Origin of the sequence: Flavobacterium ustbae (assembly GCF_003946915.1) — a bacterium.
Lineage (GTDB): Bacteria > Bacteroidota > Bacteroidia > Flavobacteriales > Flavobacteriaceae > Flavobacterium > Flavobacterium ustbae.
In genome coordinates, this window is the sequence record NZ_RPOC01000002.1 from 252518 (window position 1) to 265615 (window position 13098).

The 13098-nt window shown below is 35.0% G+C and carries 10 protein-coding genes; 2 read left to right on the forward strand and 8 right to left on the reverse strand.

All coding sequences use genetic code 11. The features are described from left to right. Positions 1–2: 2 nt before the first annotated feature. The 6 genes from EG814_RS05040 to prfB form a co-directional block, all read right to left on the reverse strand. Entirely contained in the window at positions 3–350 is a 348-nt protein-coding gene (locus EG814_RS05040; RefSeq protein ID WP_125719553.1) for a hypothetical protein, read from the reverse strand. Positions 351–446: 96 nt separating this feature from the next. Beyond that, entirely contained in the window at positions 447–869 is a 423-nt protein-coding gene (locus EG814_RS05045) for a DoxX family protein (protein ID WP_125719554.1), read from the reverse strand. A 122-nt stretch (positions 870–991) separates the two neighbouring features. Next, positions 992–2620, reverse strand: coding sequence for an acyl-CoA carboxylase subunit beta (locus tag EG814_RS05050; RefSeq protein ID WP_125719557.1), 1629 nt, complete (start codon positions 2618–2620; stop codon positions 992–994). Positions 2621–2871: 251 nt separating this feature from the next. Continuing rightward, the gene (lpxD, locus tag EG814_RS05055; protein WP_125719559.1) at positions 2872–3873 is read right to left on the reverse strand and encodes a UDP-3-O-(3-hydroxymyristoyl)glucosamine N-acyltransferase; all 1002 of its coding nucleotides are present in this window, start codon (positions 3871–3873) and stop codon (positions 2872–2874) included. A 311-nt stretch (positions 3874–4184) separates the two neighbouring features. Beyond that, the gene (gene msrB / locus EG814_RS05060; protein WP_125719560.1) at positions 4185–4631 is read right to left on the reverse strand and encodes a peptide-methionine (R)-S-oxide reductase MsrB; all 447 of its coding nucleotides are present in this window, start codon (positions 4629–4631) and stop codon (positions 4185–4187) included. A 90-nt stretch (positions 4632–4721) separates the two neighbouring features. Continuing rightward, a protein-coding gene (gene prfB / locus EG814_RS05065; protein WP_125719562.1) for a peptide chain release factor 2 occupies positions 4722–5820 on the reverse strand; the annotation gives its coding sequence in 2 pieces (ribosomal slippage) (positions 4722–5756 and positions 5758–5820; 1098 coding nt in all). 151 nt (positions 5821–5971) lie between these two features. Here prfB and EG814_RS05070 point away from each other — a divergent pair. Next, entirely contained in the window at positions 5972–6991 is a 1020-nt protein-coding gene (locus EG814_RS05070) for a threonine aldolase family protein (protein ID WP_125719564.1), read from the forward strand. Between the two features lie 50 nt (positions 6992–7041). Here the strand turns inward: EG814_RS05070 and adhE are convergent, their stop codons facing one another. Further along, positions 7042–9741, reverse strand: coding sequence for a bifunctional acetaldehyde-CoA/alcohol dehydrogenase (adhE, locus tag EG814_RS05075; RefSeq protein ID WP_125719566.1), 2700 nt, complete (start codon positions 9739–9741; stop codon positions 7042–7044). A gap of 763 nt (positions 9742–10504) precedes the next feature. Further along, entirely contained in the window at positions 10505–10825 is a 321-nt protein-coding gene (locus tag EG814_RS05080) for a YbaB/EbfC family nucleoid-associated protein (protein ID WP_125719568.1), read from the reverse strand. A 144-nt stretch (positions 10826–10969) separates the two neighbouring features. On the opposite strand from EG814_RS05080, the gene EG814_RS05085 reads away from it, so the two are divergent. Beyond that, positions 10970–13030 (forward strand): S9 family peptidase, encoded by a 2061-nt coding sequence (locus tag EG814_RS05085; protein ID WP_125719570.1) that lies wholly within the window; start codon positions 10970–10972, stop codon positions 13028–13030. The last annotated feature ends 68 nt before the right edge of the window (positions 13031–13098 follow it).

Genomic DNA, 13098 nt, shown 5'->3' on the forward strand with positions numbered 1-13098 from the left:
ATTTACCAGAAAAAATGGAAAGCATAGAGTATGACTGAAACCTTTTTACATTGAGTTGTAAAGAGTTTAGTATAAGCTGTAGTGTTTGTAACGGTTTGATGCTGTGGTATTAGCGGCAAAAGTGTATCAAAACATTTAATTATTCCAATCGGATTAGTTTTGATGTTTGCTACAAACTGATAGCTGCCCTGAGGCTGAATAAATGCTGATGAATCGAGAATGTCTTTGCCAAAATTGGTGTCCGACTTTTCCGTTTCAATTACGCTTACAGAGGTCTGGTTCGCTTGATAAGCAAACAATCCCGCAAGTAAGAGCGTAATAAAAATAACGGTTTTATGAATCCAATTCATGACGGCGAATTTAAGTCATAAAACGCAATTAAAGAAATTTTATAGAATTAATTAACACTCAAAAAAAGCCCTCAGTTTAGACTGGGGTTTGAGAGGTTATTGTTGCATTTTAAAATAATAGTCTGCAGAATGTTTGCCGCTTCCATAAAAGAGGAAGAATATACAGACTAATAAAACGACTAATGCTAGAATTAAACTTTCAGAGTGCATTTGTCCCATAAAGTTAACAAGGACTGCACCGAATAAAATTGGTAATTGAGCTGCGATTGCCCATCTGGTCAAAAGGCCGAAAATAATCATTATACCACCAATCATGTGAGCTGGAGCAATGTAATGCAGCATAAACATACCTCCTCCAAACTTGTCAATCGGGGAAATTAAATCATGCAGGTATTGAATATTGGTGACGAAAGAGACTCCTTTCATAAATAAAAATCCACCCAAAACAATACGTACTAAATCAACTGGTAAATAAGTGTGCGAATTTGCCCATTTATTCAAACTTTTTACATTTTCCATGATGCTGTGTGATTAAAAATTATATACTAAGGTACTAATTTTTAATCAGATATTTATTTTTAACACCTTGAAAATTAGTTTTTTGCTTTTTATTTAACGTGTTTTTGAGAATTCTTAAATCACTAAACTTGAATAACTCCTAAATTAAATGGTTTTTGAATAGGAGCGTGGTTTGCCGCTTCGATTCCCATAGAAATCCAATTACGAGTTTCTAATGGATCAATAATGGCATCTGTCCAAAGTCTTGAAGCGGCATAATACGGAGAAGTCTGTTCGTCGTAACGAGCTTTAATCTTGTTGAATAGTTCTGTTTCTTTCTCTTCATCGACGTTTTCTCCTTTCGCTTTAAGCGAAGAAGCTTCAATTTGAGCCAGTACTTTTGCAGCTTGAGTTCCGCCCATTACGGCAAGTTCGGCACTTGGCCAAGCAAAAATTAGTCTAGGATCATACGCTTTTCCGCACATGGCATAATTTCCTGCTCCATAAGAATTTCCAACTATTACGGTAAATTTCGGAACAACAGAATTGCTGACCGCATTTACCATTTTGGCACCATCTTTTATAATGCCACCATGTTCAGATTTTGAACCTACCATAAATCCTGTAACGTCTTGTAAAAATACTAGCGGAATCTTTTTCTGATTGCAGTTGGCAATGAAGCGTGTGGCCTTGTCGGCACTGTCAGAATAAATAATACCACCAAACTGCATTTCACCTTTTTTAGTTTTTACCACTTTTCTTTGGTTCGCAATAATTCCGACTGCCCAGCCATCAATTCTAGCGTAACCTGTAATTAAAGATTGACCGTAGCTTTCTTTGTAAGCTTCAAATTCTGAATTATCGACCAAACGTTTGATGATTTCCATCATATCATATTGTTCCGTTCTGGCTTTTGGCAGTATTCCGTAAATATCATTTGGTTCTAAAGCTGGTTTTTCTGCTTTTATTCGGTTGTAGCCTGCTTTGTCAAAATCACCAATTTTGTCTACAATATTTTTGATTTTGTCTAAAGCATCTTTATCATCTTTTGCTTTATAATCGGTAACGCCTGAAATTTCACAATGTGTTGTGGCTCCGCCTAAAGTTTCATTATCAATAGTTTCGCCAATTGCAGCTTTTACCAGATAGCTTCCTGCAAGGAAAATACTACCCGTTTTATCAACAATTAAAGCCTCGTCACTCATGATAGGAAGATAAGCGCCTCCAGCAACACAGCTTCCCATAACGGCAGCAATTTGGGTAATTCCTAAGCTGCTCATTTGGGCGTTGTTTCTAAATATTCGTCCGAAGTGTTCTTTGTCTGGAAAGATTTCATCCTGCATTGGCAGATAAACTCCTGCGCTGTCTACAAGATAAATGATAGGTAGTCGGTTTTCCATTGCGATTTCTTGAGCACGAAGGTTTTTCTTTCCGGTTATAGGAAACCAGGCACCGGCTTTTACCGTTGCATCATTGGCTACAACAATACATTGTTTTCCTTTTATATAACCAATTTTAACTACTACGCCGCCTGAAGGACAGCCACCATGTTCTAGATACATTCCTTCGCCTGCAAATCCGCCAATTTCAATACTTTTAGAATTTTCATCCAATAAATAAGCAATTCTTTCTCGAGCGGTCATTTTGCCTTCAGCATGCAGTTTTTCGATTCTTTTTTCTCCACCGCCCAATTTTACTTTGGCAAATTTTTGTTTTAAATCAGAAAGAAGTAATTTATTGTGATCTTCGTTTTTATTGAAGTTTAAATCCATGATAGAATATTGATTTTGTAAAATAGTAGTGGCTAATTTACAAAATCAATTGAAATAAAAGGGATAAGATTATTTTGAAAATAAGAATTTTGACAAAAGTCATAAAAAAAACTGAAGCAAAGCTTCAGTTTTTTTTAGAACCTTAGAACCTTAGAACCTTAGAACCTTAGAACCTTAGAACCTTAGAACCTTAGAACCTTAGAACCTTAGAACCTTAGAACCTTAGAACCTTAGAACCTTAGAACCTTAGATCATTTCTTTGAATCACAAACCATTCTTTTTAAAATTGCCCATTGTTTTAAAGCATCACGAGCTTCAACAGCTGGATATCCCAGCATTGTTTTTCCCGCAGTCACATCTCCTGTCACGCCCGATCCAGCACCAATTACAGCACCGTCGCCAATTGTTGTATGGTCTTTTATAGAAGCACTGCCGCCAATTATAACGCCATTTCCTAATGTTACAGATCCTGCGAGGCCACTATTTCCAGCCATAATACAAAACTTGCCTAATTTACTGTTATGCCCAATTTGAACTAAATTATCTATTTTACAGCCATCTCCAAGAATCGTAGAGCTAAATTTACCGCGATCGACACAAGTATTGGCTCCAATTTCTACACAATTTCCTATAATTACATTTCCGATTTGAGGAATTTTAACCAACCCTTTTTCTGTACAAGGTCTAAAGCCAAAACCGTCAGCGCCAATAGTAGCATTTGGATGAATGATGCAGTCATTTCCGATGTGACAACGCTCGCGTATAACTGCTCCTGACCAAATCGTTGTATTTCTTCCGATGGTACATTCATCTAAAATAGTAACATTTGGATATAATATTGAACCTGCACCAATTTCAACTTTTGGACCTACATAACATCCTGGACCAATCTTGACACCTTCGCCAATAATGGCTGTTTCATCAATAATGGCTGTTTTGTGAATGTCATTGCGAAATAGAGGAGCGGGTGGAGCAAAAAGGGCTAAAATTTGAGACATTGCCAAATCGGCATTTTTTACTTTAATGAAGGCGCGATTTTCGCCAGGCTCTATAGAAATGTCTTCGTTAACAACAGCTACAGAAGCATTGGAAGCTAACCAGTATTTTTCATATTTTTTGTTTCCTATAAACGAAATTTCTGAAGTTGTAGCCTTTTCAAGCTGCTCAGTAGCGGTTATATTTTGAGTTGTTGCGCCATAAATTACGCCATTTATTATTTCGTTAATTTCTTGAATTGAATAGGATTTCGTCAATTTAGCTAAATAGATTTAGGGTTAATTTTTGCCAAATAAAATGAATAAGATTTGAATAAACAAATTGTTGTTTTGACGTTTTTTAAAAAATATTTAAAATAACAGTTCGAATATTACAAAATTAACATTCTACCTATTAAAGTTTTGATTTTTTTATATTTTAGTCTTTTTATTTAGTATTTATTTTCTTATAGATCTGTTTGTTAATTTTAAAAAGTGCTGATTATTAATAATTTGTAATTTTTATTTAAGACAAAAAAAAGCGATTCACTTTTTAAGAGAATCGCTTTTTTGTATAGAGTGATGTTAGTCTATTCTTTTACTTTATTTAAAGATAAAGCATTAATACAATAACGCAAACCACTTGGAGGCGGACCATCAGGAAAAATATGTCCCAAGTGAGACTCGCAGACATTACAAGTGACTTCAACACGAATCATTCCGTGCGATCTGTCGGCATGATATCCAACAGCATTTTCTTTTACAGGTTGTGTAAAAGACGGCCATCCTGTTCCAGATTCAAATTTTTCGCTGGCATCAAACAATAATGTTCCGCAGCATTTACATTCGTAAATTCCTGGTTCAAATAAACTGCACATTTCGGAGCTGAAAGATCTTTCTGTTCCTTTTAAACGTGTCACCTGAAATTCTTCTGGAGTTAGAATTTGCTTCCATTCTTCCTCCGTTTTCTCCACTTTTTTATCTGGAGTCGGATTTCCTTTATTTGTAAAATGAATTACATCTGCCCATTTTATCATAACTTTTGTTTTTTGTTTAAAAAAAGTTTCAGGTTTCAAGTTTGTTGCGCCTGACCACTATCCCGATGCTTCGGGACTGACCACTAAATACTATTCCTCTTCCTTTTGACCCATCATCATCAGATAGGCTTTTAAGAAAGCATCAATGTTTCCGTTCATCACGCCATCGACATCGCTTGTTTCGTATCCTGTGCGAACATCCTTAACTAATTTATAAGGTTGCATAACATAATTACGAATCTGTGAACCCCATTCGATTTTCATTTTCCCAGCCTCAATATCTGCACGTTGTGCTTGCTGTTTCTTTAACTCAATTTCATACAATTGAGAACGAAGCATTTGCATAGCACGCTGTCTGTTATCTTGCTGTGAACGTGTTTCAGAACATTGAATCTGAATTCCAGTCGGTTTGTGAACTAACTGAACTTTAGTTTCTACCTTATTTACGTTTTGTCCTCCAGCACCACTCGAACGAGAAGTTGTAATTTCGATATCGGCAGGGTTAATGTCGATTTCGATACTATCATCAACTAACGGATAAACGTAAACAGATACGAAAGAGGTGTGGCGTTTAGCATTACTGTCAAATGGCGAAATACGAACCAATCTGTGAACTCCGTTTTCTCCCTTTAGATATCCGAAAGAATAATCTCCTTCGAACTCTAAAGTTACGGTTTTAATTCCCGCAACGTCGCCTTCCTGAAAGTTAAGTTCTTTGATTTTATAACCATAACTTTCGCCCCACATCATGTACATACGCATCAGCATTCCTGCCCAGTCACAGCTTTCCGTTCCGCCGGCTCCGGCCGTAATCTGTACAACGGCACTTAAACTATCTCCTTCGTCAGAAAGCATGTTTTTGAATTCGATGTTTTCTATATGCGATTGTGCTGCATTGTATTGTTCATCTAGTTCTTCAACAGATAGTTCGCCTTCTTTATAAAAATCATACGCCAGCTGTAATTCCTCAGTAAGAGAGACAGCTTTGTCATAATCTTCAATCCATTTTTTCTTATTTCGAAGATTTTTTACAATAAGTTCTGCTTCTTTTGGATTGTTCCAAAAATCAGGAGCAAAAGTTTTTTCTTCTTCGTTTGCAATTTCGATAAGCTTGGCATCAACGTCAAAGATACCTCCTCAACGCACCAAGGCGCTCCACAATACCTTTTACTTGTTCGGCTGTTGTCATAAATTAATTAATAGGTTTTTATATGTTTTTTAGAATTATTACGTTAATTTGGTCTATAGAAACTTGCGAGTTAAATTTTATTAAACTTGCTGAGAATAACTATTTGTAATACGTAATTTTGCATACAAAAATAAGATATAGTTTTTAGAATATGGAAATAAATTTAATCAGCGATACCATAACAAAGCCTACTTATGAAATGCTGCAGTATATGTTTAACGCTCATGTTGGCGACGATGTATACAAACAGGACCCAACGGTGATTGAATTGGAAAATAGAACAGCAGAGTTTTTTGGTATGGAAGCTGGTCTTTTCTTTCCGTCTGGAACTATGGCAAACCAGACTGCAATTAAACTTCATACGCAGCCTGGAGAACAATTAATTGCCGATAAATATGCTCACGTTTATCATTATGAAGGTGGAGGTGTTTCTTTTAACAGCGGTGTTTCGTGCTGTCTGATAGATGGAAACCGAGGCATGATAACAGCAGCGCAAGTTAAAGCTGCGATCAATGATCCTGAGTTTTACCATAGTCCGTTGACAAGTTTGGTTTGTGTAGAAAATACAACCAACAAAGGAGGCGGTGCATGTTATGAATTAGAAGATTTAAGAGAAATAAAAAAAGTTTGCGACGCTAATAATTTGAAGTTTCATTTGGATGGAGCAAGAATTTGGAATGCTTTGGTAGCTAAAAGACAGAATCCGAGAGAGTTTGGAGCAATTTTCGATACTATTTCAGTTTGTTTGTCTAAAGGATTAGGCGCTCCGATTGGTTCTGTACTTTTAGGAAGTAAAGCTGACATTCACAGAGCGTTGAGAATCAGGAAGATATTAGGTGGAGGAATGCGTCAAGTTGGGTATTTAGCAGCAGCTGGATTATATGCTTTGGCTCATAATATTGAAAGATTGGCAGAAGATCATCGCAGAGCAAAAGAAATTGCCAAAATCTTAAGCACAAAACCTTGGATCGCATCAATAGAACCTGTAGAAACTAATATTTTGATTTTTTCGCTTGCAGAAGGTTACAGTGACCAATTGTTAATCGAAAAATTAAAACAGAAAAATATTCTGATAAGTTCTTTAGGACATAATAAACTTCGTATCGTGACGCACTTAGATTATAAAGAAGTGATGCATACGTATGTAATTGATACGCTTTCTAAGTTTTAATCATAAAAAAACCGCCTTTTATGGGCGGTTTTGGATAATTTAGATAATAATTAAATTTTTTCTCCGTAATAAGCTTTTCGCATAATTTCTTCCATGTCCTTAATTAAAGGTAAACGTGGATTTGCAGGAGTACATTGATCTTCAAAAGCGTTGATGGCAAGTGTGTTTAATTTTGCAAGCCATTCTTTTTCGTCAATTCCTTGCTCTTTAAAGCTCATTTTTATTCCCACTTTTTTAGCTAAATCCCAACATGCCTGAGCATAAATCTGCGGAGCATCTTTAGGTCCCTTTGCAGGAAGTCCTAATACTTGGCAAATTTCAAAATATTTTTGATCGGCTTTGTAAGTTTCATATTTAGGCCAAACCGAAAGTTTTCCAGGAACCTCACCATTATATTTAATTACATAAGGAAGTAAAATTGCATTAGTTCGTCCGTGGGGAGTATGGAACATTCCGCCAATTTTGTGAGCCATAGAATGTGAAATCCCGAGCATAGCATTGGCAAAAGCCATTCCGGCAATTGTAGATGCGTTGTGCATTTTATCTCGTGCCTCGTCATCGTTTTTACCATTGAGATAAGTTCTTTCTAAATATTGAAAAACCATTTTGATAGCCTGCAAGGCCAGTCCGTCTGTATAATCATTGGCAACAATAGATACATATGCTTCTGTTGCATGGGTAAGAACATCCATACCTGTATCTGCGGTGATAGAAGCAGGAACGGTTTTGGTTAATTCTGAGTCAATTATGGCAACAGTTGGCGTAAAAGCATAATCTGCCAGCGGATATTTTTTGTTAACAGAATGATCTGAAATTACCGCAAAAGGTGTTACTTCAGAACCTGTTCCAGAGGTTGTTGGTATACAAATCATTTTGGCTTTTTGTCCCAGTGCCGGAATTTTTACAGCGCGTTTACGAATGTCTAAGAATTTTTGTTTTACATCATCAAAAGAGGCATTCGGCTGTTCGTATAAAAGCCACATCACTTTGGCAGCATCCATAACAGATCCTCCTCCGATAGCGATAATATGATCCGGCTGAAATTCTACCATAGTTTCGGCACCCGCTTTTGCAGTTTCTATGCTAGGATCTGGCTCAACATTAGAAAAAATCCTTACATCTGCTTTGTGTTCGCGACGATTTAATACGTCGATAACTTTTTGTACAAAACCAAGTTTGAGCATGCTTGTATCGGTAACAATCATAACTTTTTCTAGCTTTGGCATTGATTTTAAATATTGAATCGAGTTTGGCTCGAAATAGATTTTTGAAGGTACTTTAAACCACTGCATATTATTGTTTCTTCTTCCGATTCGTTTAATATTAATTAAATTTACAGCTCCGACATTTCCTGACACTGAGTTTCTTCCATACGATCCGCAGCCAAGAGTTAAAGAAGGAATAAAGGAGTTGTATACATCACCAATACCTCCAAAAGTAGCGGGAGAATTCCAGATTACTCGGATGGCTTTGACCGCTATTCCAAATTCTTTGGCGATTTTTTCGTCTTTAGTATGAATTGCGGCTGAGTGTCCTAATCCGTCAAATTCAACCATTTGTTCAGATAATTTTATGCCTTCTTGGGTTGAGTTTGATTTTAGAACAGCCAAAACAGGCGATAGTTTTTCTCGTGTTAAAGGTTCTTTTTCGCCAACTTCAGATACTTCAACAGCAATAGTAACCACATTTTCGGGAACAGAGAATCCAGCTTGTTCTGCAATCCATTGAGGTGATTTTCCAACAATATTTGGATTAAGTTTTGCGCCAGCACAGTTTATTCCTTTTGCTGTTACGCCAAACATAAGTTCTTCCAGTTTTGCCTTTTCATTTTCATTTGCAAAATAAACATGATGACGTTTAAAGGCTGCTTTTGTTTCTTCGTAAATTTCTTTATCTATAATTGCAGCCTGTTCAGAAGCACAGATCATGCCCCAGTCAAACGATTTTGAAAGAACAATATCATAGACAGCTTGTTTTATATTAGCTGTTTTTTCTATATAAGCAGGAACGTTTCCGGCTCCCACACCCAGCGCAGGTTTACCGCAAGAGTAAGCGGCGCGTACCATTGCATTTCCTCCAGTTGCTAAAATTGTCGAAATAATAGGATGGTTCATAAGAGAGTTAGTAGCATCTACAGACGGATATTCGATCCATTGAATACAATCTTCTGGTGCTCCAGCCTCTATTGCTGCATCTCGTACCACAATAGCCGCAGCTTTAGAACATTGCTGAGCTGATGGATGAAAACCAAAAATAATTGGATTACGAGTTTTTAAAGCAATTAGAGCTTTAAAAACTGTAGTAGAAGTAGGGTTTGTAGTTGGAGTTACACCACAAATTACCCCAACAGGTTCTGCAATTTCGACAATTCCAGATAAATGATCTTCGCCAATAATCCCAACCGTTTTTAGATTCTTTAAGCTATTGGTAACATTTTCTGCAGCAAACATATTTTTTGTGGCTTTATCTTCAAAAATACCGCGTCCAGTTTCTTCAACGGCATGCAGAGCAAGTTTACCGTGCTGGTCGATCGCAGCCACAGATGCTTTTGCTACAATATGATCTACCTGTTCTTGATTAAGTTCTAGGAATTTTTTTAGCGCTTTTGCAGCTTTTTTAGCAAGTTCGTCAACGTGTGCAATAGCGTCTAATTTTTGAATTTCCTTATTAGAATCTTTTGCTGAACTAAAATTGTTCTTATCTGCCAATTTGTGTTCAATTTCATTCGGTTTTACAGTTTTCTCATTCATAATAATTAGATTTATATTAATATTTTGATTGAATAATCTTGTTGTTTTAATTCTAAATGACACCTAAAAAAACTGACGCTTATTTTTGAAAAGCGTTTAGCAGCAGATTGGAAATCTTTTTTGGTGTAAAGATGTTTCTGCACAAAAAAAACAGTCATTTTTTTGATGCTTTTTATTAAAACAACTCTGTTTTTGGTTTTGATCTGTATCAAATTTCAAGACTTATTCAAAGAATAAAACTGATATTTGTCAGGAATGACTGAAAAATCTACGCAAACGTTTTCTTCTGATTTTTAATATTTTACGTTTTTTAGAAAGGAAAAAAACTCCTATTATCACAGAAAATTATGGGAGAAATAAAGTTGGGAAATTTGTAAAAAGAAGGTGGCTAAAAAATGCATATCTGTAGAACTATCTCGATTGAAGAAGTTATTAGCAACAAAAAATAATCTGCATTATTTAGCGCTATTCAATGAGATAAAAAGAATGAATTTTGACATTTTTTGAAAGCAAAAAAACAGACAATATGCAATAGTAATTATGCGAAAAGTGATTTTTTTGCGAGAAATTTTAACAGATTTTAATTTACTTTTCGATGTAAAAAGTATTAAAAATGAAAAAAAAGGGCCTAAAAAAAATATTTTAATTAAAGAAAATAGTCTTGTAAACAAAAAATGAGCTTCAAAAAAAAACAAAAAAGGTCGTAAAGTACGTTTTATTGAATTTTTTGAAGCTCAAAATTCTACCTAAATAGCAGTAAATTTTATTTAAAAAGATTATCCATTCCAGGAATAGAAGGCATATCCATTCTGGCTACAGCGTCTAATTCTCTTTCGTTTACATTTGTAGCTTTTTCTATGGCTTTGTTTAAAGTTACGATTAAGTAGTCTTCTAACTGCTCTTTGTCTTCTAATAGAGAATCGTCAACAGAAATTGTTTTTATTTTTCGACTAGCTGTAATAGTAACTTTTAATAATCCGTCAGCGCTTTGTTCATCAATCAAAACAGTATCAAGACGCTTTTTTGTATCTTCAATTTTTTGCTGGGTCTCTTTAAGTTTACCCATCATTCCCATTAAATCCATTTTTGTTGATTTTTTAAATTATTTCAGACAAAATTACTATATTGCTGTGTGAATTCAATAGAATAATTTAAGAAAAAATTAATTCTGTTCTATTGGGTTTGTGCTATTTTTGCGTCTTCATATTTAAAAATTAATGCTTAATCAATGCAAAATGATATATCGGCCCCAAAGGCTAAAATAATACCAAAAACATTAAAAAAACACAAAGAATCTAGGATTGACAACTACTTTTGGCTAAATGACCGCGAAAATTCTGAAGTAATTGATTACCTAAATCAAGAAAATGCTTATTATGAGAATATGACTTCTCATACGAAAGAGTTACAGAAAAATTTGTTTGAAGAAATGAAAGGAAGAATTAAAGAAGACGATTCTTCTGTTCCTTATTTCTATAATGGATATTTTTATATAACGCGTTTCGAAACCGGTCAGGATTATCCAATTTTTGCTAGAAAAAAAGGAAGCCTTTCTGCAGAAGAAGAAATTCTTTTTAATTGTAACGAAATGGCAAAAGGACATGCTTATTTCAAATTAGGAGGTTTAAGTATTAGTCCAGACAACAAATTTGCAAGTTTTGGAGTAGATATTGTTGGTAGAAGAATTTATACTATTCAAATAAAAAATTTAGAAACAGGTGAAATTTTAGCAGATAAAATAGAAAATGTTACTGGTGCTTCGGTTTGGGCAAATGACAACAATACTATTTTTTATGTTAGACAAGATCAGACAACTTTAAGAGCTGATAAAGTTTTTAAACATAAATTAAATACCAATTCAGAAAGTGATGTTTTGGTTTATAATGAAGTAGACGATACTTTTAATGTGTCGATAAGTAAAGAAAAATCGAGAAAATATATTGTTATTGGTTCCGGAAGTACTTTGACAACCGAATATAGAATTTTGAATTCTAATAATCCAGAAGGAGAATTTACTGTTTTTCAGCCACGTGTTCGCGGATTAGAATATAGTATTTCTCATTACGAAGATTCATTTTATATCTTAACCAATAAAGACAAGGCGACTAATTTTAAATTAATGAAAACGCCTGAAGATAAAACAGGAAAGAAAAACTGGGTAGATCTTATTCCGCACAGAGAAGATGTTTTGTTAGAAGATATAGAGATTTTCAAGAATTATTTAGTTGTAGAAGAACGTTCAAATGGATTGAATCATATTAGAATCATGCCTTGGAACGATGAACCAGATTATTATCTTCCTTTTGGCAGTGAGACTTATAATGCCTACACGACAACCAATGTAGATTTTGATACCGATATATTGCGTTACAGCTATCAATCATTGGCAACGCCGTCTTCTATAATTGATTTTAATATGAAGACTAAAACCAAAACGATTTTAAAAGAGCAAGAGGTTTTAGGCGGAAAGTTTGATAAAAACAATTACGTAGAAGAAAGAGTTTGGGCAACAGCAAGAGATGGTGTAAAAGTGCCAATTTCTATGGTTTATAAAAAAGGGTTGGAGAAAAATGGTAAAAACCCATTGCTGCTTTATGCTTACGGTTCGTACGGAATTACAATGGATACTTATTTTTCATCGACAAGATTATCGCTTTTAGACCGCGGATTTGTTTACGCCATTGCCCATATTAGAGGAGGCGAGGACTTAGGAAGACAATGGTATGAAGACGGAAAACTGTTAAAAAAGAAAAATACCTTTACAGATTTCATCGATTGCTCTAAATTTGTAATTGACCAAAAGTTTACTTCTCCAGAACATTTGTATGCAGAAGGAGGATCTGCTGGCGGACTTTTAATGGGAGTAATTGTAAATGAAGCTCCCGAATTGTATAACGGAGTTATTGCTCAGGTGCCTTTTGTAGACGTAATTACTACAATGTTGGATGATAGTATTCCGCTTACAACTGGAGAGTATGACGAATGGGGAAACCCTAACAATAAAAAATATTACGATTATATGTTGTCGTATTCGCCTTATGATAACGTAAAAGCGCAGGAATATCCTAATATGTATGTTTCCACTGGATTACACGATTCGCAGGTACAATATTGGGAGCCAGCTAAATGGGTTGCAAAATTGCGAGATTTAAAAACAAATAATAAACTTTTGTTTTTAGATACGAACATGGATGCAGGTCATGGCGGGGCTTCGGGACGTTTTGAGGCTTTAAAAGACTTAGCAAAGGAATTTAGTTTTTTATTAGATTTAGAAAAAATTAAAAGCTAATTAGAAATTTTTTGTTAAATTTGCAACCTATCAAGGTTAATTTGAAAATGCCTTTGATTAACTATTTT

Excerpts from the sequence above, each read along its gene's own strand:
- EG814_RS05070 (WP_125719564.1), top strand. The coding sequence starts at position 5,972 with ATGGAAATAAATTTAATCAGCGATACCATAACAAAGCCTACTTATGAA.
- EG814_RS05080 (WP_125719568.1), bottom strand. The coding sequence starts at position 10,825 with ATGGATTTAATGGGAATGATGGGTAAACTTAAAGAGACCCAGCAAAAA.
- EG814_RS05050 (WP_125719557.1), bottom strand. The coding sequence starts at position 2,620 with ATGGATTTAAACTTCAATAAAAACGAAGATCACAATAAATTACTTCTT.
- EG814_RS05045 (WP_125719554.1), bottom strand. The coding sequence starts at position 869 with ATGGAAAATGTAAAAAGTTTGAATAAATGGGCAAATTCGCACACTTAT.
- adhE (WP_125719566.1), bottom strand. The coding sequence starts at position 9,741 with ATGAATGAGAAAACTGTAAAACCGAATGAAATTGAACACAAATTGGCA.
- EG814_RS05040 (WP_125719553.1), bottom strand. The coding sequence starts at position 350 with ATGAATTGGATTCATAAAACCGTTATTTTTATTACGCTCTTACTTGCG.
- msrB (WP_125719560.1), bottom strand. The coding sequence starts at position 4,631 with ATGATAAAATGGGCAGATGTAATTCATTTTACAAATAAAGGAAATCCG.
- EG814_RS05085 (WP_125719570.1), top strand. The coding sequence starts at position 10,970 with ATGCAAAATGATATATCGGCCCCAAAGGCTAAAATAATACCAAAAACA.